General features: G+C 71.9%; 16 protein-coding genes. 13 read left to right on the forward strand and 3 right to left on the reverse strand.

Annotated features, from left to right (window positions below; genetic code table 11):
- Window positions 1-46 precede the first annotated feature (46 nt).
- The 7 genes from IE317_RS16530 (at window position 47) to IE317_RS16560 (ending at window position 6,921) form a co-directional block, all read left to right on the forward strand.
- The gene (locus IE317_RS16530; RefSeq protein ID WP_191310948.1) at window positions 47-970 is read left to right on the forward strand and encodes an NADP-dependent oxidoreductase; all 924 of its coding nucleotides are present in this window, start codon (window positions 47-49) and stop codon (window positions 968-970) included.
- A gap of 59 nt (window positions 971-1,029) precedes the next feature.
- Window positions 1,030-2,589, forward strand: coding sequence for an anthranilate synthase component I (locus tag IE317_RS16535; RefSeq protein ID WP_191310950.1), 1,560 nt, complete (start codon window positions 1,030-1,032; stop codon window positions 2,587-2,589).
- A gap of 73 nt (window positions 2,590-2,662) precedes the next feature.
- The gene (locus IE317_RS16540) at window positions 2,663-3,190 is read left to right on the forward strand and encodes a Trp biosynthesis-associated membrane protein (protein ID WP_191311130.1); all 528 of its coding nucleotides are present in this window, start codon (window positions 2,663-2,665) and stop codon (window positions 3,188-3,190) included.
- Between the two features lie 124 nt (window positions 3,191-3,314).
- Window positions 3,315-4,124 (forward strand): indole-3-glycerol phosphate synthase TrpC, encoded by an 810-nt coding sequence (trpC, locus tag IE317_RS16545; RefSeq protein WP_191310952.1) that lies wholly within the window; start codon window positions 3,315-3,317, stop codon window positions 4,122-4,124.
- On the forward strand, window positions 4,121-5,332 hold the full coding sequence (trpB, locus tag IE317_RS16550) for a tryptophan synthase subunit beta (protein ID WP_191310954.1): 1,212 nt from the start codon (window positions 4,121-4,123) through the stop codon (window positions 5,330-5,332). The genes trpC and trpB overlap by 4 nt, the downstream gene beginning before the upstream one ends.
- Entirely contained in the window at window positions 5,329-6,120 is a 792-nt protein-coding gene (gene trpA, locus IE317_RS16555; RefSeq protein WP_191310956.1) for a tryptophan synthase subunit alpha, read from the forward strand. The genes trpB and trpA overlap by 4 nt, the downstream gene beginning before the upstream one ends.
- Window positions 6,121-6,267: 147 nt before the next feature.
- Window positions 6,268-6,921, forward strand: coding sequence for a peptidoglycan recognition protein family protein (locus IE317_RS16560; protein ID WP_191310958.1), 654 nt, complete (start codon window positions 6,268-6,270; stop codon window positions 6,919-6,921).
- Here IE317_RS16560 and IE317_RS16565 read toward each other — a convergent pair.
- A complete protein-coding gene (locus tag IE317_RS16565; RefSeq protein WP_191310960.1) occupies window positions 6,913-8,271 on the reverse strand; it encodes a glutamine synthetase family protein in 1,359 nt (452 codons plus the stop codon). The two genes, IE317_RS16560 and IE317_RS16565, sit on opposite strands and share 9 nt — an antisense overlap.
- Before the next feature lie 55 nt (window positions 8,272-8,326).
- Here IE317_RS16565 and IE317_RS16570 point away from each other — a divergent pair, with 55 nt between their 5' ends.
- Genes IE317_RS16570 through lgt form a run of 4 tightly spaced genes read left to right on the forward strand, consistent with a single transcriptional unit; the run spans window position 8,327 to window position 13,115 of the window.
- Window positions 8,327-9,754, forward strand: coding sequence for an APC family permease (locus IE317_RS16570; protein WP_229902739.1), 1,428 nt, complete (start codon window positions 8,327-8,329; stop codon window positions 9,752-9,754).
- On the forward strand, window positions 9,751-10,875 hold the full coding sequence (locus tag IE317_RS16575; RefSeq protein ID WP_191310964.1) for an amidohydrolase family protein: 1,125 nt from the start codon (window positions 9,751-9,753) through the stop codon (window positions 10,873-10,875). Before IE317_RS16570 ends, IE317_RS16575 begins: the two co-directional genes overlap by 4 nt.
- Complete coding sequence (locus tag IE317_RS16580; protein WP_191310966.1) at window positions 10,872-12,041, forward strand: M20 metallopeptidase family protein; 1,170 nt, start codon at window positions 10,872-10,874, stop codon at window positions 12,039-12,041. Before IE317_RS16575 ends, IE317_RS16580 begins: the two co-directional genes overlap by 4 nt.
- Window positions 12,042-12,059: 18 nt before the next feature.
- Complete coding sequence (lgt, locus tag IE317_RS16585) at window positions 12,060-13,115, forward strand: prolipoprotein diacylglyceryl transferase (RefSeq protein ID WP_191310968.1); 1,056 nt, start codon at window positions 12,060-12,062, stop codon at window positions 13,113-13,115.
- Window positions 13,116-13,120: 5 nt separating this feature from the next.
- Here lgt and IE317_RS16590 read toward each other — a convergent pair whose 3' ends face one another.
- Together IE317_RS16590 and IE317_RS16595 are read right to left on the reverse strand one after the other, a co-directional pair.
- Window positions 13,121-13,621, reverse strand: a complete 501-nt coding sequence (locus tag IE317_RS16590) for an IS110 family transposase (RefSeq protein WP_229902740.1) — start codon at window positions 13,619-13,621, stop codon at window positions 13,121-13,123.
- 263 nt (window positions 13,622-13,884) lie between these two features.
- Window positions 13,885-14,670, reverse strand: coding sequence for an SDR family oxidoreductase (locus IE317_RS16595; protein ID WP_191310970.1), 786 nt, complete (start codon window positions 14,668-14,670; stop codon window positions 13,885-13,887).
- A 300-nt stretch (window positions 14,671-14,970) separates the two neighbouring features.
- On the opposite strand from IE317_RS16595, the gene gltB reads away from it, so the two are divergent.
- Together gltB and IE317_RS16605 are read left to right on the forward strand one after the other, a co-directional pair.
- Window positions 14,971-19,524: a glutamate synthase large subunit gene (gene gltB / locus IE317_RS16600; protein WP_191311132.1), complete on the forward strand. Its 4,554-nt coding sequence runs from the start codon at window positions 14,971-14,973 to the stop codon at window positions 19,522-19,524.
- Window positions 19,517-21,025, forward strand: a complete 1,509-nt coding sequence (locus tag IE317_RS16605) for a glutamate synthase subunit beta (protein WP_191310972.1) — start codon at window positions 19,517-19,519, stop codon at window positions 21,023-21,025. The genes gltB and IE317_RS16605 overlap by 8 nt, the downstream gene beginning before the upstream one ends.
- Window positions 21,026-21,118 lie beyond the last annotated feature (93 nt).

Genomic DNA, 21,118 nt, shown 5'->3' on the forward strand with positions numbered 1-21,118 from the left:
GGAGCATAGTCCGTTTCGTTGCGGTCCTCGGGTGAAGGAGACAGGCATGGGCAAGGCGGTCCGGCTCGACGCGTTCGGCGGTCCCGAAGTCCTGGCCGTGCGGGAGGTGCCCGTTCCGCAGGCCGGCGCCGGACAGGTCCGGGTGCGGGTCACCGCGGCCGGGCTCAACCCGATGGACTGGATCATGACCGCCGACGCGGACACCGCCGCGCGGTTCGGCTTGAGCCTTCCCGCCGGGTTCGGCACCGACTACGCGGGGGTGGTCGACGAGGCCGGCGCGGGGGTGACCGGTTTCGCGCCCGGAGACCGGGTGTTCGGGAGTGCCCTCTCGCGGGCGGTGGCCGACTTCGTGGTGGTCGACGCGGCCGGGGAAGCCGCGGCGAACGAGGTCCACCACACCCCCGGCGGCGTCGACGACCGCACCGCCGCCACCCTGGCGATCGCCGGCCGCACGGCAGCCGCTGCCCTCGCCGTCGTCGATCCGGGGCCGGACGACACCGTGCTGATCGGCGGCGCGGCGGGCGGGGTCGGGGTGTTCGCCGTCCAGCTCGCCCGGATCGCGGGAGCGCGCGTGCTCGGCACGGGATCGGCGGGCTCGGCCGGCTTCCTGCGTGAGCTCGGAGCCGAGCCGGTCACCTACGGCGACGGCCTGGCCGGCCGGGTCCGTGCCCTCGCGCCCGGCGGGGTCACCGCCGCCCTCGACCTGCACGGGACCGACACCGTGCACGCCGCCCGCGAACTCGGCGTCCCGGACGGCCGGATCTGCACGATCGCCACGCAGGTCGACGGCGTGGCCGCGGCCAACGGCGCGAACGCGGCGCCCGGCGCACTGGACGAGATCGCCCGCTGGGTCGCGGCCGGCCGGGTGCGCGTGCCGATCGCGGCGAGTTTTCCGGTCGGGGAGATCCGCCGCGCGGTGGAGCTTCAGGCCCGTCGGCACGTGCACGGCAAGGTGGTCGTCGAGCTGTAGCCGCCCCGGCCGATCGCCCGCGCCACCGGGCGGTCGGCCGGAACGGCACAATGAGGTGCATGGTCAGCGCATCCGCCGGTTCGACCGGTCCCGGCACGGTCAGCCCGTCCCGCGAGGACTTCCGCGTCCTCGCCGAGAACCGCCGCGTGATCCCGGTCGTGCGCCGGGTCCTCGCCGACGGCGAGACGCCGATCGGGGTGTACCGCAAGCTCGCCGCCGACCGGCCCGGCACCTTCCTCTTCGAGTCCGCCGAAAACGGCGCGTCCTGGACCCGCTGGTCGTTCATCGGCGTCCGCAGCCCGGCCGCGCTCACCGTGCGCGACGGCGAAGCGGTCTGGACCGGCACCCCGCCGGTCGGGCTGCCGAGCGAGGGCAACCCGCTGACCGTGCTGCGCGAGACGATCGAGGCCCTGCACACCGAGCCGCTGCCCGGCATGCCGCCGCTGACCGGCGGCATGGTCGGCTACATCGGCTACGACGCCGTTCGCTGGCTGGAGAAGCTGCCGGAGCTGGCCGAACGCGACCTCGACGTCCCCGAGCTGACCATGCTCCTGGCCACCGACCTGGCCGCGTTCGACCACCACGAGGGCACGGTCACGCTCATCGCGAACGCCGTCAACTGGGACGACTCGCCCGAGCGCGTGGACGCGGCCTACGACGACGCCGTCGCCCGGCTGAGCGCGATGACCGAGCAGCTGCAGGTGCCCGCGCCCGCCACCGTCGCGGCGTTCGAGCGGCCCGCGCCGGAATTCACCCGCAAGCGCTCCAAGGAAGACTTCCACACGGCCGTGGAGAAGGCCGTCGAGGCGATCAAGGCCGGCGAAGCGTTCCAGATCGTGCCGTCGCAACGGTTCGAGATCCCGACCGCGGCCGACGCGCTCGACATCTACCGCGTGCTCCGGACGTCGAACCCGAGCCCGTACATGTACCTGCTGCGGCTCGAGGGCTTCGACATCGTCGGCTCCAGCCCCGAATCGCTGGTCACCGTGCGGGACGGCAAGGCGACCACGCACCCGATCGCGGGCACCCGCTGGCGGGGAGCCGACCCCGAAGAGGACGCGCAGCTGGCCAAGGACCTGCTGGCCGACGAGAAGGAGCGCGCCGAGCACCTGATGCTCGTCGACCTCGGCCGCAACGACCTCGGCAAGGTCTGCAAGCCGGGCACCGTGCGCGTGGTCGACTTCTTCCAGATCGAGCGCTACAGCCACGTCATGCACATCGTGTCCACCGTCACCGGCGAGCTGGCCGAGGGCAAGACGGCGTTCGACGCGGTCACGGCGTGCTTCCCGGCCGGAACGCTCTCGGGTGCGCCCAAGGTCCGCGCGATGGAGCTGATCGAGGAGCTCGAGCCGGTCCGCCGCGCGCTGTACGGCGGGGTCGTCGGCTACCTCGACTTCGCCGGCGACGCCGACACTGCGATCGCGATCCGCACGGCACTGGTGAAGGACGGCATCGCGCACGTCCAGGCCGGGGGCGGGGTGGTCGCCGACTCGGTGCCGGACTACGAGGACACCGAGTCGCTGAACAAGGCCCGCACCGTGCTCTCGGCCGTGGCCGCCGCGCAGACGATGGTGGCGGCGGGGGCCCTCGACCCGGCCGCGGACGCCGCCCATGTCTGACACGCCGGACGCGCCGCGCGCCGCCTCCCCGGCCGCTCCGGCGACGGCGACGGCGTCGAGGCGTCCACTGTGGATGATCGTGGTGGCGCTCCTGCTGGGCGCGCTGGCCCTGTGGGGTGCGTCACGGCTGACCTGGTTCGCGGAGTTCCGCGACGGCGGCGTCCGCGGGACGGTCCTGTACCGCGAGATCGGCGAGCAGCGGGCCGGCGCGCTCGTGCCGCTGGCCCTGCTGGGCCTGGCCGGCATCGCCGGGCTGGTGGCCACGGGCGGCTGGGCGCGCCGAGTGCTCGGCGTGGTGCTCGCGCTGGCGGGCGCCGCGGCGATCTGGACCGGCGTGGCCGGGATCCGGTTCTCCGGCTACGCGGCCGGGCTGCCGGTGACGGAGATGCTGCTGGGCCGCGGGCTCGCCGTGGTCGCGGGAATTCTCGTCGCCGCCGGCGGGTTGGCAGCCGTCAAGGGCGCCGGCCGGGCCACCCGGCTCGGGGCGAAGTACTCGGCACCCGCCACCCGGAAAAAGGTCCGTGACCCCGACGCGGAGCTGTGGGAAGCCCTGTCCGACGGGGAAGATCCCACGGACGTCCGCGGCAGGCATTCGGAGTAACGCGCACACCCGGAACCGGGCGTCTCGGATGCGGGGGTTAGCATCGTTTCGGCGGGAAGGGGAAGGTTTTTGTGAGCGACCTTGCGAGTGAATCCGTGAGCACGCGCCCTGGTGGGGGCGCCCGGTGAGCGTGCTCGAAGACATCGTCGCCGGCGTGCGGGAAGATCTCGCCGTGCGGGAATCCGCGCTGCCGTTCGACGAGCTGAAGATCCGCGCGGCCGCCGCCCCGGCCCCGCGTGACGTGATGGCCGCCCTGCGCGAGTCCGGCATCGGCGTGATCGCCGAAGTCAAGCGGCGCAGCCCGTCGAAGGGCGAGCTGGCCGACATCCCCGACCCGGCCGCGCTGGCGAAGGACTACGAAGCCGGCGGCGCGCGCGTGATCAGCGTGCTCACCGAGCAGCGCCGCTTCGGCGGCTCGCTGGCCGACCTGGACGCGGTCCGCGCGGCGGTGGACATCCCCATCCTGCGCAAGGACTTCATCGTCAGCCCGTACCAGGTGCACGAGGCCCGCCTGCACGGCGCCGACATGGTGCTGCTGATCGTCGCCGCCCTGGAGCAGAACGCGCTCGTCGCGCTGCTCGACCGCGTCGAATCGCTCGGCATGACCGCGCTGGTGGAGATCCACAACGCCGAGGAGGCCGACCGGGCCCTCGAGGCGGGCGCGAAGGTCATCGGCGTCAACGCGCGCAACCTGCACACCCTCGAGGTGGACCGGGACGTCTTCTCGCGGCTGGCCCCCGGCCTGCCGATGGACGTCTACAAGGTCGCCGAGTCCGGTGTCCGCGGCCCGGGCGACCTGATGTCGTACGCCGGCCACGGCGCCGACGCGGTGCTGGTCGGCGAGGGCCTGGTCGCCTCCGGCGACCCGAAGGGCGCCCTGGTCAAGCTGGTCACCGCCGGCTCCCACCCCGCCTGCCCGAGGCCGTCGCGGTGACCCGGGAGCACGGCAAGCACGACCCGGACGAGCGCGGCTACTACGGCCCGTACGGCGGGCGGTTCATGCCGGAGGCGCTGATCGGCGTCGTCGACGAGGTCGCCGCCGAGTACGACAAGGCCCGCCACGACCCCGAGTTCCTGAACGAGTTCAACCGCCTGCTGCGCGAGTACGCCGGCCGTCCGTCGCTGCTGACCGAGGCCAAGCGCTTCGGCGAGCACGCCGGTGGCGCGCGCGTGTTCCTCAAGCGCGAGGACCTGAACCACACCGGCTCTCACAAGATCAACAACGTGCTGGGCCAGGCGCTGCTCACCAAGCGGATGGGCAAGAAGCGCGTCATCGCCGAGACCGGCGCGGGCCAGCACGGCGTCGCGACGGCCACCGCGTGCGCGCTGCTCGACCTCGACTGCGTCGTCTACATGGGCGAGGTCGACACCGAGCGCCAGGCGCTGAACGTGGCCCGCATGCGGCTGCTCGGCGCCGAGGTGATCCCGGTCAAGACCGGCTCGCGCACGCTGAAGGACGCGATCAACGAGGCGCTGCGCGACTGGGTCACCAACGCCGACACGACGCACTACCTGTTCGGCACGGCCGCCGGGCCGGCGCCGTTCCCGACGATGGTGCGCAACTTCCACCACGTCATCGGCGCCGAGGCGCGGGAGCAGATCCTGGAGCAGGCCGGACGCCTGCCCGACGTCGTCGCGGCATGCGTCGGCGGCGGGTCGAACGCGATCGGCATCTTCTCCGGATTCTACGACGACCCGTCGGTGCGGCTGGTCGGCTTGGAGCCGGGCGGCGAGGGCATCGAGGGCAACCGCCACGGCGCCACCCTGACCAAGGGCACCCCGGGCAACCTGCACGGCGCGATGACGTACCTGCTGCAGGACGAGGACGGCCAGACGGTCGAGTCGCACTCGATCTCGGCCGGGCTCGACTACCCGGGCGTCGGCCCCGAGCACGCGTGGCTCAAGGACACCGGCCGCGCCGAGTACCGCCCGGTCACCGACGCCGAGGCGATGGACGCGTTCAAGCTGCTGTCCCGCACCGAGGGCATCATCCCGGCGATCGAGTCGGCGCACGCGCTGGCCGGCGCGCTGGTGCTGGGCCGCGAGCTGGGCCCTTCGGGCCTCATTGTCGTGAACCTCTCCGGCCGCGGCGACAAGGACATGGACACGGCGGCCAAGTGGTTCGGACTGGTGAACGAATGAGCGGGCTCGACGACCTCTTCGCGACGACCCGCGCGGAGGGTCGCGGCGCGCTGATCGGCTACCTGCCGGCCGGGTTCCCCACGGTCGAGGGATCGAAGGACCTGATCGCGGCCTGCGTGGACGGCGGCGCGGACCTGATCGAGGTCGGCGTCCCGTATTCGGACCCGGTGATGGACGGCCCGACCATCCAGGCGGCCTCGGTGACGGCGCTGGACAACGGCTTCCGCCTCAAGCACCTGTTCGAGGTGGTCGAGTCGGTGTCGGCGCGGGGTGGCCGCGCGGTCGTGATGACGTACTGGAACCCGGTCAACCGCTACGGCGTCGACCGCTTCGCCCGCGACCTGGCGTCGGCGGGCGGGCTCGGCCTGATCACGCCGGACCTGATCCCGGACGAAGCCGGGGCGTGGCTTTCCGCGTCGGAGACCCACGGCCTCGACCGGATCTTCCTGGTGGCCCCGTCGTCCTCGGAGGAGCGGCTGGCATTGACGGCGGCCGCGTCGTCGGGGTTCATCTACGCGACCGCGGTGATGGGCGTGACGGGCGCGCGGGACCAGGTCGGCGCGGGGGCGGAGACGCTGGTCCGCCGCACCCGGGCGCACACGGACCTGCCGATCGGCGTGGGTCTGGGTGTCCGCTCGGGCGACCAGGCGGCCGAGGTGGCGTCCTTCGCGGACGCGGTGATCGTCGGATCGGCGCTGGTTACAGCGGCGGCGGAGGGCGCTGACGGCGTTCGCCGCCTGTCGGCGGAGCTGGCTGAAGGTGTGCGCCGGGCGGTCGCGACGGCCTAAGCCAAAGTGCCACATCCGTGTGGCACTTGGCCTTAGGGTAGAGCGACGAAACGGATATCGAGCTCACCCGCCTCTTCACCGCCACAATCCGCCTCACCTGACCGGCTTTGTACGAAAGCTATACGCCCCCGCGGCAAAGTCCGCCCCATGGACATCGCACACCTCCCGCGGCGCAGCTTCCTCCGCGGTGCCGCCGGTCTCGCCGTCGCCGGGGCCGCCGGGCTCGTACTCCCGAGAGCCGCCCAGGCCGCGACCGAGCCGCGGATCTACAGCTGTGCCGAATGGGGCGCCCGGCCGCCCGCCGATGCGCTCACCACGCTCGACCACCCCGCCGACCGCATCCTCATCCACCACATCGCCAGCGCCAACAGCACCGACTACTCCCTCGCCCACGCCTTCCAGGTCGCGCGGGACGACCAGCACGACCACATCGACAACAACGGCTGGTCCGACACCGGCCAGCACTTCACCGTCAGCCGCGGCGGGTACCGGCTCGAAGGGCGGCACGGCAGCCTCGAGGCCCTGCGCGGCCGGACCACCATGATCCAGGGCGCGCACTGCCCGGGGCAGAACACCAACGCCATCGGCATCGAAAACGAAGGCCTTTACACCAGCGTCGAACCACCCCGGCTGCAGTGGGAATCGCTCGTCGTCTTCTGCGCCTACATCTGCCGCCAGTACGGCATCCCGGTCGAGGAGATCAAGGGCCACCGCGACTTCTACAACACCGAATGCCCGGGCGACAAGCTCTACGCCAAGCTCCCGCAGCTCCGGAGCGAGGTCGCGAAAGCTCTAGTGTAGGTACCGCATCACGGCGCACAGCTCGTCCGGCGGCAGCGCACCGAGCCGGTCGAGCTCGCCGCGGCGGACGTCCATCAGCGTCGTCGCCAGCTCTGGGCCGAACGCCGACGTCAACGCCGAGTCCGCTTCGAACGCCGTCACCGCTTCGGCCAGCGAGGTCGGCAGCCGTGTCGCCGAGGGGAGCGTTCCGGGGTCGACGTCGACCGGCTCCGGCAGCGTCGCCTCCTCCGAAACCCCGGCCAGGCCGGCGAAGATCAGCGCCGCCACCACCAGGTACGGGTTCGCCGTCAGGTCGAAGCACTTGACCTCGAAGTTCGCCGCCCGGTCGCGCTGCCCGGCCGGGCCCTGCACCAGCCGCAACGGTGCCTCGCGGTTCTCCAGGCCCCACGCGTGGAACGCCCCGGCCCAGTGGTGCGGCTCGAGCCGCAGGTAGCTGACCACCGAAGGCGCGCCGATCGCCAGCAGCGCCGGCAGCCGCGAGAGGATGCCCGCGCCGAACGCCTCCGCCGTCTCCGTGAGGCCGAACCGCCGGTCGCCGCCCGCGCAGAGGTTGCGGTCGCCGTCCCAGAGGCTCAGGTGGACGTGCCCGCCGTTGCCGACGCCGTCCGGGGCGAACTTCGGCGTGAACGACGCCCGCAGCCCGTGGTGCTCGCTGACCGTCCGGATCGTTTCGCGCGTCAGCACGGCGACGTCGGCCGCGCGCACCGGGTCGCCGGCCGCCACCGACACCTCGAACTGCCCGGCCGCGTACTCGGGGTGGATCTGTTCGACCGCGACACCCTGGGCGGTCAACGCGGACACCAGCGCCCGCAGGTAGCGCGCCTGCGACGACAGCCGCGCGTAGCCGTAGGCCGGGCCCGCGGTGGCCGAGCGCGGGTCGTCCGGCGCGTCGGCCGCCGTGACCACCCACTCGATCTCGAACGCCGTCCGCGCGTTGTAACCCAGTTCCGCGAGCCGGGCCGTCGCCGCAGCGGCCAGCGCCCGCGCGTCCTGCGGGTGCGGCTCGCCTTCCTGGTCGTACCGCCACGCCGGCGCCCACGCCCAGCCCGGCTGCGCCGCCAGCGGCACGAGCGCGTCGAGGTCCGGGTGCAGCCGCAGGTCGCCGACCGGGCCGCGCGAATGCGTGCCGCCCGCGATGTCGTCGGTGGCCAGGAAGAAGTCGAAGGAGTTCGACGCGCCGACGCCCCACGCCGCCGCCGACCACAGCCGGTCCACCGGCACGGCTTTCACCCGCGCGATCCCGCTGTTGTCCACGAAGGTCAGCGCGACCAGCTCCACGCCGGCGGCGCGCAGGCCGTCGGCCCGGAGTGCGCCCTGTTGCGCGAGTTCTGCCCGATCGAGCTGGCTCATCCTGCCCCCGTCGCTGTTCACTGGATCCGCTCACCTGAGAAGAGAGGTGAAGATCGTGTCAGACACCGTCGAAACCCGTCCAGGGCTGCGCCGCTCCCTGACCGTCTGGCAGGCGGTCGGCCTGTCCGTGGCGCTGATGGCCCCGAGCATGGCCGCCAACATCAACCCCCAGCAGACCGCGGCGGCCGCCGGGCGTGCCGTGCCGCTCGCCTTCCTGCTCTCCGCGGTCGGCGTCCTGCTGGTCGCGTACGGCTTCGTCAAGCTCTGCCAGTACTACCAGCACGCCGGTTCGGTGTACGCCTTCGTCGGCGCGACCCTCGGCCCGCGCGCGGGTGTCGTCTCCGGCATCGGTCTTCTCGGGACGTACACGTTCTACGCCGTCGTCACGAGCTCGGCCGCGGGCACGCTGGGCACGGCTTTCCTGACCCAGACCGGGATCTGGCCCGATCCGCCGTCCTGGGGCCCGTTCGTGCTGACGGCCGTCGCGCTGATCGGCGCCTGGCTGCTGGCCGTGCTGCCCGCCCGCCGCGGCACGAGCACCCTGCTCGCCGTCGAAGGCGCGACGATCGCGGTGATCCTGCTGGTCACCGTGGTCATCGGCGTCCGGCTCGCCGCCGGGAACGCCCCGGGCGGCGCCCGGTTCACGATGGCCGTCTTCGTCCCGGAAACCGGGCTGTCCGGCGTGTTCCTCGGTGCGGTGTTCGGCTTCCTGTCCTTCGCCGGGTTCGAAGCCGCCGCGACGCTCGGCGAGGAAACCCGCGACCCGGAGCGCAACATCCCGCGCGCCATCCTCGGCACGGCGATCTTCGGCGGCCTCTACTTCGTGGTGGTGACGGCCGTGGAGATGATGGCGTTCGGCAGCGACGCGGGCGCGTTCCACGACTCGCCGTCCCTGCTCGGCGACCTCGGCAGCCGGTACGCGGGGGCCTGGGCCGGCGACGTGATCAGCGTCGGCGCCGCGATCAGCGCGTTCGGCTGCTGCCTCGCCTGCGTCGTGGGCGGTTCGCGGCTGCTCTACGCCCTGGGCCGCGACGCGGGTGGCGGCCTCGGCCGGACGTCCTCGCGGGGCACGCCGGTGGCCGCGGTGACGGCCGTGACCGCCATGGCGGCCCTGATCATCGTGGTGTGCGCGGTCTTCTTCGGCGCGACGGCCTCGGACACGTTCGCCTGGTCCGGCTCGATCGGGACGCTCATCCTGCTGGTCGTCTACCTGCTCACCACGATCGGCGCGATCCTGCTGCTGTTCGTGAAACGCCGGATGCGCGTGCCGGCCTGGCACCTCGTCTTCCCGGTCGGCGCGCTCGCCGTGCTCGGATACACCGTGTACGTCAACGTCGTGCCGTATCCGACCGAGGGCCCGGCGCGGTGGTTCCCGGTGGTGGCCGCGGCGGTGCTCGTGCTCGCGGTGATCTTCGTGCTGTCCGCGCCCGCCTACGCTCGTAGGGTGGGGGAGAAGCTCGGCACTGGGGACGGAGGCGCATGAGGAGCCTGCTCCCGTTCGTCGCGGACCTCCCGCTGGTGGACCACCACTGCCACGGCGTCGTCACCCGGGACGTCGCCCGCGGGGAGTTCGAGGCGATGCTGACCGAGGCCGACGCGCCCTCGCCGCTGGGCACGAGCCTGTTCGACTCGCTCATCGGGCTGGCCGTGCGCGAACGCTGCGCCCCCGTGCTCGACCTGCCGAAACACGCGGACGCCGACGCCTACCTCGAGCGCCGCGCCGCACTGGGCGCCGCCGAGGTGACCCGGCGGTTCCTCCGGACCACCGGCACGACCGACTTCCTCCTCGACGGCGGCTTCCTGCCGGACGCGCTCACCACCACGCCGGAATTCGCGGAGCTCGCGGGCACCCGCGCGCACGACGTCGTCCGGCTGGAACAGGTGGCCGAGGCGGTGATCCGCGGAACCACCGCGGCCGGGTTCGCCGCGGCTTTCGCCGACGAGCTGGGGAAACGCGCCGCCACCGCCGTCGGGCTCAAGTCGATCGCGGCCTACCGCGTCGGCCTGGAGCTGGCGGGAGAGCGGCCGACGCCGGCGGAGGTCGAGGCCGCCGCCGGACGCTGGCTGGCCGCGGGTGGCGGCCGGCTGGCCGACGAGGTGCTGCACCGCCACCTCGTGTTCACCGGCCTCGACCTGGGCCTGCCGGTGCAGTTCCACGTCGGCTACGGCGACGCCGACGTCGACCTGCACCGCTGCGACCCGCTGCTGCTCACCGGGCTGCTGCGGGCCACGCGCGACCTCGGCGTGCCCGTCCTCCTGCTGCACAACTACCCGTTCCACCGCCATGCCGCGTATCTGGCGCAGGTCTTCGAGCACGTGTTCGTCGACGCCGGGCTCATCACGCACAACGCGGGGTTCCGGGCACCGGCCGTGCTGGCCGAGCTCCTGGAGCTCGCGCCGTTCGGGAAGGTGCTCTTCTCCACTGACGCCTTCGGCCTGGCCGAGCTGTACCACCTGGGCACGGCCCTGTTCCGGCAGGGACTGTCGGACTTCCTGCGTGCCGCTCTGGCGGCCGACGCGATGTCCGAAAAGGACGCCGTCCGGCTGTGTGCTTTGGTGGGACACGAGAACGCGAAGAGGATCTACCGCTTGGAGCACGTGTGACTGATCTGTGGACCCGGTGGACGCAGGCGATCGCCGACGAACTGCCCGCCGCCGTCGAGCTGCGGCACGCCGTGCACGCCGACCCGCGCGGTTCCGGCGACGAGGAGGACACCGCCCGCCTGGTGGCCGGTGCGCTCGGTGCGGGTGACGGCACCCGCGTCGCCAAGACCGGCCGGGCCATCCCGCTGCCCGGCGGGGACGGCCCGGCCGTGGCGCTGCGGGCCGAGCTCGACGCCCTCCCGGTGCTGGAGGGCACCGGCGTGCCGTGGGCGTCCGGGAACGAGTTCATGCACGCCTGCGGCCACGACGTCCACCTCGCCGCGGTGGTCGCCGTCTGCCGGGCCGCGCGGCGCGTCGGCGTGCCGCGGCCGATCCTGGCGCTGCTGCAGCCGCGGGAGGAGACCTCCCCGCCCGGCGCGCTCGACGTCGTCGAGTCCGGGGTGCTGGCCGAGCACGGGGTGGACACGGTGATCGGCGCGCACGTCCAGCCGCGGATCGCGCACGGCGTCGTCTCGGCGGTGCCGGGCCCGGTGAACGCCTCCACCGACGAGTTCGAGGTCACCATGCACGGCCAGGGCGGCCACGCCGGCTACCCGCACCTGCTGCGCGACCCGATCCTGGCGCTGTCGCAGCTGGTGGTGAGCCTGCAGCAGCTCGCGTCCCGCCGGATCGACCCGGTGTTCGGCGCGGTCTGCTCGATCGGCCGCATCCAGGGCGGCTCGGCGGCCAACGTCGTCCCGAACAGCGCGAGCGCGTTCGGCTCACTGCGCCTGATGCGCACGAAGGACCGTGAGCGCGCCCTGGAGACCCTGGCCGACATCGTGCACGGCACCGCGCGGGCCCACGGCTGCACGGCCGAGCTGGAGATCAGCCCCTGCGAGCCGGTCCTGGACAACGACGCTTCCCTGGCCGCGGGGGCCCAGCGGTGGCTGCGGCACGCCGGCTTCACCGTCGACGACCAGTTCCGGTCCTTCGGCGCCGACGACTTCGCCCACTACTGCGGCGGACGGACCCGTGGCCTCATGCTGTTCGTCGGCCTCGGCGACACGGCGGGGGTGCCGAGCCTGCACGACGAGCGGTTCCTGCCGCGTGACCAATCCGTCACCCAGGTCGCGCACGCGCTGGTGGCGGGGTACCTGGCCGCCTTGGATGCTCCGGCGCCTTAGCGCTACGGTGGCCGCGTGATGAGCGCCTACCTCGCGACGATCCCCAGCCCCGACCGCGGTGTCTGGCACCTGGGACCGATCCCGCTCCGCGCGTACGCCCTGTGCATCATCGCCGGCATCATCGTGGCGATCTGGTGGGGCGAGCGCCGCTGGGTGGCCCGCGGCGGCACCAAGGGCACGGTGATCGACGTCGCGGTGTTCGCCGTGCCGTTCGGCCTGGTCGGCGGCCGGTTGTACCACGTGATCACCGACCCGGAGCTGTACTTCACCGAGGGCCGCAACCCGTGGAACGCGTTCGCGATCTGGGACGGCGGCCTGGGTATCTGGGGCGCGATCGCCCTCGGCGCGGTGGGTGCGCTCATCGCCTGCCGCCGCAAGGGCATCCCGCTGCCGGCCATGGCGGACGCGGTGGCGCCGGGCATCGTCGTCGCGCAGGCCATCGGGCGCATCGGCAACTACTTCAACCAGGAGCTCTACGGCGCGCACACGGACCTGCCGTGGGGCCTGGAGGTCTACCAGCGCTTCAACCCGGAGGACCCGGACAACCTGCTGAACGGCGTCGCGACCGGGCACATCCCGCTGCCGGAGAGCCCGGTCCACCCGACGTTCCTGTACGAGCTGATCTGGAACCTGCTGGTCGCGCTGCTGGTGGTGTGGGCGGACCGGCGGTTCAAGCTCGGGCACGGGCGGGCGTTCGCGCTGTACGTGGCCGGGTACACGGTGGGCCGCGGCTGGATCGAGATGATGCGGACCGACACGGCGAACCACATCCTCGGGCTGCGGGTCAACGTCTGGACGTCGATCCTGCTGTTCCTCGGGGCGGCGGCGTACTTCGTGGTCGCGGGCAAGCGGGGACCGCGGGAAGCGCCGGAGACCCTGGTGAGCAAGGACGCTGTTCCGGAGGTTCCGGCTTCGGAGACTGCGGAGGCTGGGGTTGCGCCTTCGGCTTCGGCTTCGGGCGAGCCTGAGGTCACGGAGGAGCCCGAGCACGCCACGGTGGCGGCCGAGGCCCCGGAGAAGCCCACTTCGGAGGACACCCCCGCCGAGAAGCCGAAGAAGACCGACGAGAGCTGAGAGCCCTATGTCAAGCGGCCTGTTGGTTGAGGGTGTTGAGTCTGCCGTGTAAGTCGGGGTTGTAGGGCTGGTGGTCCTGCCACGATCAGGTCATGGCGAGCGCGGATGAGCATTCGCAGCGCGATGGTGTCATCCCGGTCCGGGCGAACGGTGGCCCAGCGACCGGCGTCGGTGCGCAAAGCATCGGCCAGCACGAAGGCGTCGAACCGGTCGTCTTTGTTGCCGGCGCTGCCGTAACGGGCTCGCAGTGACCGGACCTGCCTGGCCGAGATGGCCACGACCTCGAAGCCCTCGCGCAGCAGGTGCTCGACCACAGGCCCGTCACCCCGCTCGATCCCGACCCGGGCGACGCCATGCCGGGACAGCAACGCGGTGATCGTGCTCAGCCCGGCCCCGGAGTGCGGGAGGGTGGCTTCCTCGATCCGGTGTCCGGCGGCATCGACGATGCAGACGGCGTGGTGCTGCCAGGACCAGTCGATTCCGGCGAACGCGGGCGTAGCCTCCATGGTGTGCTCCTTTCCGTCAGCCCACGGAAATCAGCACTCCCGGTCCGGGACGTGACGGTCGGTCGCTCACTGAGGCGCTCCAGGCTGGCAAGCCTGGGCGCAAAGCCCTATGGCCGATCTGCACGTCCCGGGCTACCGGGCCCTGCAACTCTCAGCCAGGTCATCCCCACAGGGTGACTCGGTCAGCCCGGCAGTGACCCGGCAGACCCGGGGTGCAGACAAGACGCATACGCCTGTCCACCCCCAACGTCCACCAGTGAGCGTCAGAGGTCGGGCAGGCCCAGCTCGAGGTTCGGCGCCTGCAACCCGCCGTCGACCTCGAGGATCTTGCCCGTGATGTACCCGCCCGCCCGCGACGCCAGGAACACCACCGTGGCCGCGATGTCCTCGGCCTCGCCGATCTTCGCCAGCGGTGTCGCGGCCTCCATCTTGGCGCGCAGCTCCGGGTTCCCCACCACGATCTCCAGCGCCGACGTCGCCACCGAGCCCACCGAGATCGCGTTGACCCGGACCCGCGGCGCCAGGTCCGCCGCCGCCAGGCGCGTGTAATGGGCCAGAGCCGCTTTCGCCGTTCCGTACGCCGCGAAGCCGCGGCCGCTGACCCGGCCCATCACCGACGAGATGTTGACCACCGAGCCGCCCGTCTCCAGCAGTGAAGGCGCCGCCGCCACCGTCAGCGCGTGGGCCGTCGCGACGTTGAAGCGGAACGCTTCCTCCATGAACTCGACGGTGCTCTCCAGCAACGGGCGCGGGTACGTGCCGCCGACGTTGTTGACCACCAGGTCGAGGCGCCCGAACTCGGACACCGCCGTCGCGGCCAGCGCGGCCGCCGCCTCGGGGGAGGAGAGGTCGACGGGCACCGGGAACGCCCGGCGGCCGGCCGCCGAGACGCGGGCAGCCACCTCGTCGAGCTGGGCGGCGGTGCGGGACGCGATCACCACGTCGGCGCCCGCTTCGGCGAGGGCCACCGCGGTGGCCGCGCCGATCCCGCGTCCGGCGCCGGTGACCACCGCGACCTGGTCGGTGAGCTTGAACCGATCGAGGATCATGCGGCGAAATGTAACACGTTCTAGTGACCGGGGACACAGGGCGCCGATCAGGTCACGTTCGCCTTGACTGAAGTTTCCGGGCCGTATACTTAGCTGAACGAACTACCGGGAACCCATCAGGAACTATGTCGTTCCGCGCAGCCAGATCGTTACCGTCCGACGTCGCTCGAGGCGCTCTGGAGTGCTGCTGCGGTGTTTCCCAGGTGTTAAAGTCGCGCTAACGAAGCGGGCCATCGTCGTCCCGTGCGCTCCCCGGCCGGTAGCCCGGCCCCGCACGACAAGACGACGAAGGAGGTCCCGTTGATCTTCTCCGCCATTCCCGGCAAGCAGGGTCTGTACGACCCGGAGACCGAGCAGGACTCCTGCGGTGTGGCCATGGTGGCCGACATCCGCGGGCGCCGCTCCCACGGCATCGTCACCGACGGCCTGGCCGCGCTGACCAACCTCGACCACCGCGGCGCCGCGGGTGCCGAGCCCACCTCCGGCGACGGCGCCGGCATCCTGCTCCAGCTGCCCGACGCGCTGCTGCGCGCCGAGGCCGGCTTCGAGCTGCCCGCCCCGGACGAGCACGGGCACCACACCTACGCCGCCGGCATCGCGTTCCTGCCGCAAGACGCCGAGCAGCGCCGCAAGGCCGTCGGGCTGGCCGAACGCATCGCCGTCGAAGAAGGACTGGAGGTCCTCGGCTGGCGTGAGGTGCCCGTCGACGCCGACCGCGCCGACATCGGCCCGACCGCCCGCTCGGTCATGCCCCACTTCGCCATGCTTTTCGTCACCGGCGACGGAAAATCGGGCCTGGAGCTGGACCGGCTGGCCTTCTGCCTGCGCAAGCGCGTCGAGCACGAAAGCGCGAACTCCGGCTGCGGCACGTACTTCCCGTCGCTGTCCTCGCGGACGATCGTCTACAAGGGCATGGTGACGCCGGAGCAGCTGCCCGCGTTCTTCGGCGACCTGCGCGACGAACGCCTGGAAAGCGCCATCGCGCTGGTGCACTCCCGCTTCTCCACCAACACCTTCCCCTCGTGGCCGCTGGCCCACCCGTTCCGGTTCGTCGCCCACAACGGGGAAATCAACACCATCCGCGGCAACCGCAACCGCATGCGGGCCCGCGAGGCGCTGTTGGAATCCGACGTCATCCCCGGCGACCTGAGCAGGCTGTTCCCGATCTGCTCGCCGGACGCGTCGGACTCGGCGTCCTTCGACGAGGTCCTGGAGCTGCTGCACCTGGGCGGCCGGTCGCTTCCGCACGCGGTGCTGATGATGATCCCGGAGGCGTGGGAGAACCACGCCACCATGAAGCCCGAGCGGCGCGCGTTCTACCAGTTCCACGCGAGCCTGATGGAGCCGTGGGACGGCCCGGCCTGCGTCACCTTCACCGACGGCAGCCTGGTCGGGGCGGTCCTCGACCGCAACGGCCTGCGCCCGGCGCGCTGGTGGCGCACGGCCGACGACCGCGTGGTCCTGGCGAGCGAGGCCGGCGTGCTGGACGTCGCCCCGAAGGACGTCGTCGCGAAGGGCCGGCTCAAGCCCGGCAAGATGTTCCTGGTCGACACCGAGGCCGGCCGGATCGTGGACGACGAAGAGGTCAAGTCCGCGCTCGCCGCCGAGCTGCCCTACGACTCCTGGCTGCACGCGGGCCTGCTCAAGATCGCCGAGCTGCCCGACCGCGACCACGTCGTGCAGAGCCACGATTCCGTGCTGCGCCGCCAGCATTCCTTCGGCTACACCGAAGAAGAGCTCAAGATCCTGCTCGCGCCGATGGCCGAGAAGGGCGCCGAGCCGATCGGCTCGATGGGGTCGGACACCCCGCCCGCGGTGCTGTCGAAGCGGTCCCGGCTGCTCTACGACTACTTCAAGCAGAACTTCGCCCAGGTGACCAACCCGCCGCTGGACGCGATCCGCGAGGAGCTCGTCACCTGCATGGCGCGGATCATGGGCCCGGAGCGCAACCTGCTGGCCCCCGGTCCGGCGTCCTGCCGCCACCTGAAGCTGCCGTACCCGGTCATCGACAACGACGAGCTCGCCAAGCTCATCCACATCAACGACGACGGCGACCTCCCCGGCTTCGCCTGCAGCGTCCTTTCCGGACTGTACGAAGTGGACGGTGGCGCGGAAGCGCTCGCCGCGGCCATCGAGCGCGTCCGGCGGGAGGCGTCCGAGGCGATCGCGGCCGGAGCGCGCACGCTCGTGCTGTCCGACCGCGACTCCGACCACCGGATGGCGCCGATCCCGTCGCTGCTGCTCGTGTCCGCGGTGCACCACCACCTGGTCCGCACCAAGGAACGCCTGCGCGTCGCGCTGGTCGTCGAAAGCGGCGACGCGCGCGAGGTGCACCACATCGCGCTGCTGCTCGGCTACGGCGCCGCCGCGGTCAACCCGTACCTGGCCTTCGAGACCATCGAGGACATGATCGGGCAGGGCGCGGTCACCGGCATCGAGCCCGCGAAGGCCGTGCGCAACTACGTCCACGCGCTGGTCAAGGGCGTCCTGAAGATCATGTCCAAGATGGGCATCTCCACGGTGGGCGCGTACACCGCCGCCCAGGTCTTCGAATCCCTCGGCCTGAGCCAGGACCTGCTCGACGAGTACTTCACCGGGACGTCGTCGAAGCTCGGTGGCGTCGGCCTGGAGGTGCTCGCCGAAGAGGTCGCGGCGCGCCACCGCCGCGCGTACCCGGAGAACCCGACCGACCGCGTCCACCGTGGACTCGAGACGGGCGGCGAATACGCCTACCGCCGCGAGGGCGAGCTGCACCTGTTCACGCCGGAGACGGTGTTCCTGCTGCAGCACGCGTCCAAGACCGGCCGCGAGGAGGTGTACCGCAAGTACACCGAAGAGGTGCACCGCCTCTACCGCGAGGGCGGCACGCTGCGCGGGCTCTTCTCGTTCCGCGACGGCGTCCGCGAGCCGGTGCCGCTCGACGAGGTCGAGCCCGCCGAAGCGATCTTCAAGCGCTTCAACACCGGCGCGATGTCGTACGGCTCGATTTCGGCCGAGGCGCACGAAACGCTGGCCATCGCGATGAACCGCATCGGCGGCCGGTCCAACACGGGCGAGGGCGGCGAGGACCCCGAGCGCCTCTACGACCCCGAGCGCCGCAGCGCGATCAAGCAGGTCGCGAGTGGACGGTTCGGCGTCACCAGCGAATACCTGGTCAACGCCGACGACATCCAGATCAAGATGGCGCAGGGCGCGAAGCCCGGCGAAGGTGGCCAGCTGCCGCCGAACAAGGTGTACCCGTGGATCGCGCGCACCCGGCACTCGACGCCGGGCGTCGGCCTGATTTCGCCGCCGCCGCACCACGACATCTACTCCATCGAGGACCTGGCCCAGCTGATCCACGACCTCAAGAACGCCAACGAGCACGCCCGCATCCACGTGAAGCTGGTGTCCTCGCTGGGCGTCGGCACGGTCGCGGCGGGCGTGTCCAAGGCCCACGCGGACGTCGTGCTCATCTCGGGCCACGACGGCGGCACCGGCGCGTCCCCGATGAACTCGCTCAAGCACGCGGGTACGCCGTGGGAGATCGGCCTCGCCGAGACCCAGCAGACGTTGCTGCTCAACGGGTTGCGCGACCGGATCACCGTGCAGGTCGACGGCGCCATGAAGACCGGGCGCGACGTCGTCATCGCGGCGCTGCTCGGCGCCGAGGAGTACGGCTTCGCGACGGCCCCGCTCGTCGTCGCCGGCTGCATCATGATGCGCGTCTGCCACCTGGACACCTGCCCGGTCGGCGTCGCCACGCAGAGCCCGGAGCTGCGCAAGCGCTACACCGGCCAGGTCGAGCACGTGGTCAACTTCTTCAAGTTCGTCGCCGAAGAAGTCCGGGAAACCCTGGCGGCGCTGGGCTTCCGCACGCTCGACGAGGCCATCGGCCACGCCGAGCTGCTGGACACCGACGAGGCGGTCGACCACTGGAAGGCGTCCGGTCTGGACCTGGCGCCGATCTTCGAGATGCCTTCGGAGACGCCGTACGGTGGCGCCAAGCGGCGCACCCGCGGCCAGGACCACGGCCTCGAGCACGCCCTGGACCGCACGCTCATCCAGCTCGCCGAGGCGGCCCTGGAAGACGCGCACCAGGTGAACATCGAGCTGCCGGTGCGCAACGTCAACCGGACCGTCGGCACGCTGCTCGGCTCGGAGATCACCCGCCGCTACGGCGGCGACGGCCTGCCCGAGGGCACGATCAACGTCAAGCTGACCGGTTCGGCGGGGCAGTCGCTCGGCGCGTTCCTGCCGCGCGGCATCACCCTGGACATGGTCGGCGACGCGAACGACTACGTCGGCAAGGGCCTCTCCGGTGGGCGGATCGTCGTCCGCCCCGACCCGGAGGCGTCCTTCGCCGCCGAAGCGCAGACGATCGCGGGCAACACGATCGCCTACGGCGCCACCGGCGGCGAGATCTTCCTGCGCGGCCAGGTCGGCGAACGCTTCTGCGTCCGCAACTCCGGCGCCACGGTCGTCGCCGAGGGCGTCGGCGACCACGCCTTCGAGTACATGACCGGCGGCCGCGCGGTGGTGCTCGGCCCGACCGGGCGCAACCTGGCGGCCGGCATGTCCGGCGGCATCGCCTTCGTCCTCGACGTCGACGCGAAGAAGGTCAACCAGGACATGGTGGACCTGCTGCGCCCGACCGCCGACGACCTGGCGTGGCTCAAGAAAACCGTGCAACAGCACTACGATCTCACCCGCTCCGCGGTGGCGGCCTCGCTGCTCGGCGACTGGCCGCGCCGGTCCGTGGCGTTCACGAAGGTGATGCCGCGCGACTACCAGCGGGTCCTGGACGCGGCGAAGGCAGCGCGCGCTGCCGGCCGCGACGTCGACGAGGCGATCATGGAGGCCGCTCGTGGCTGACCCGACCGGTTTCTTGAAATACGAACGCGAAGAGCCGAAGAAGAAGTCCCACGAAGAACGGCTTTCCTCGTGGGGCGAGGTCTACGCGGACGTTCCTTCCGCCGAGCGCAACGAACAGGTGCGCAAGCAGGCTTCGCGGTGCATGGACTGCGGCATCCCGTTCTGCCACTCCGGCGGCTCGGGCTGCCCGCTGGGCAACCTGATCCCGGAGTGGAACGACCTGGTCCGCCGCGGCGACTGGGCCGCGGCGAGCGACCGGCTGCACGCCACCAACAACTTCCCCGAGTTCACCGGGAAGCTGTGCCCGGCGCCGTGCGAGGCGGGCTGCGTGCTGTCGATCTCGCCGCTGTCGGGCGGGCCGGTGTCGATCAAGCGCGTCGAGCAGACGATCGCCGACCAGTCCTGGGAAGCGGGCTACGTCCAGCCGCAGGTGTCCGAAGTGTCCAGTGGCCGCCGGGTGGCGATCGTCGGCTCCGGCCCGGCCGGACTGGCGGCGGCCCAGCAGCTGACCCGCGCGGGCCACGAGGTCACGGTGTTCGAGCGCGACGACCGCCTCGGCGGGCTGCTGCGCTACGGCATCCCCGAGTTCAAGATGGAGAAGAAGGTCCTCGACCGGCGCCTGGCGCAGCTGCGCAAGGAGGGCACCCGGTTCGTGACGGGCTGCGAGGTCGGCGTCGACCTGTCGGTGGAGGACCTGCGCGCGCAGTACGACGCGGTGGTCCTGGCCGTGGGAGCACTGCGCGGCCGCGACGACACGACGACGCCGGGCCGCGAGCTGGCGGGCATCCACCTGGCGATGGAGCACCTGGTCCCGGCCAACAAGTACGTCGAGGGCGACGGCCCGCCCGCGATCGACGCCCGCGGCAAACACGTGGTGATCATCGGCGGCGGCGACACCGGCGCGGATTCGTACGGAACGGCCACCCGCCAGGGCGCGCTGTCGGTGACCCAGCTCGACCAGTACCCGATGCCGCCCACGGTCCGCGACGACGAGCGCTCGCCGTGGCCGACGTGGCCGTACATCCTGCGCACGTACGCGGCGCACGAAGAGGCGGGCGAGCGCAAATTCGCGGTGGCGGTCAAGCGGTTCGTCGGTTCTCCCGAGGGCCGCGTGACGGCGGTCGAGCTCCAGCAGGTCCGCGTCCAGAAGGACCCGGCCACCGGACGGCGCGAGGTCATCCCGGTCAACGACGAGGTCGAGACGCTCCCGGCGGACCTGGTCCTGCTGGCCATCGGGTTCGAGGGCGTCGAGGAGATGCCGCTGCTCTCCGGCTTGGGCTTGTCCTTGACCCGCCGAGGGACGCTGTCGTGCGGCGCGGACTGGCAGACGGAGACGCCGGGGGTGTTCGTGTGCGGGGATGCGCACCGAGGCGCGTCGCTGGTGGTGTGGGCGATCGCGGAGGGGCGGTCGGTGGCCAACGCGGTGGACACCTACCTGACGGGGGCGTCGGACCTGCCGGCGCCGGTGCACCCGACGGCGTTGCCGCTCGCGGTCGTCTGATCCGTTCGTCTCGGAAGCCCCCTCGCCACTGGTGAGGGGGCTTCCGGCGTTCTGAAAGCGTTACGCCGGACGGCGGCTGTGCAGTCTGTACAC

Source organism: Amycolatopsis bullii (genome assembly GCF_014654205.1).
In the GTDB taxonomy this organism is placed as follows: domain Bacteria; phylum Actinomycetota; class Actinomycetes; order Mycobacteriales; family Pseudonocardiaceae; genus Amycolatopsis; species Amycolatopsis plumensis.

Bases quoted from the DNA above. Each gene is read 5' to 3' on its own strand.
- trpA (WP_191310956.1), top strand. From the start codon at position 5,329: ATGAGCGGGCTCGACGACCTCTTCGCGACGACCCGCGCGGAGGGTCGC.
- lgt (WP_191310968.1), top strand. From the start codon at position 12,060: ATGAGCGCCTACCTCGCGACGATCCCCAGCCCCGACCGCGGTGTCTGG.
- IE317_RS16560 (WP_191310958.1), top strand. From the start codon at position 6,268: ATGGACATCGCACACCTCCCGCGGCGCAGCTTCCTCCGCGGTGCCGCC.
- IE317_RS16595 (WP_191310970.1), bottom strand. From the start codon at position 14,670: ATGATCCTCGATCGGTTCAAGCTCACCGACCAGGTCGCGGTGGTCACC.
- IE317_RS16535 (WP_191310950.1), top strand. From the start codon at position 1,030: ATGGTCAGCGCATCCGCCGGTTCGACCGGTCCCGGCACGGTCAGCCCG.
- IE317_RS16530 (WP_191310948.1), top strand. From the start codon at position 47: ATGGGCAAGGCGGTCCGGCTCGACGCGTTCGGCGGTCCCGAAGTCCTG.
- IE317_RS16575 (WP_191310964.1), top strand. From the start codon at position 9,751: ATGAGGAGCCTGCTCCCGTTCGTCGCGGACCTCCCGCTGGTGGACCAC.
- IE317_RS16540 (WP_191311130.1), top strand. From the start codon at position 2,663: ATGATCGTGGTGGCGCTCCTGCTGGGCGCGCTGGCCCTGTGGGGTGCG.
- IE317_RS16590 (WP_229902740.1), bottom strand. From the start codon at position 13,621: ATGGAGGCTACGCCCGCGTTCGCCGGAATCGACTGGTCCTGGCAGCAC.
- IE317_RS16565 (WP_191310960.1), bottom strand. From the start codon at position 8,271: ATGAGCCAGCTCGATCGGGCAGAACTCGCGCAACAGGGCGCACTCCGG.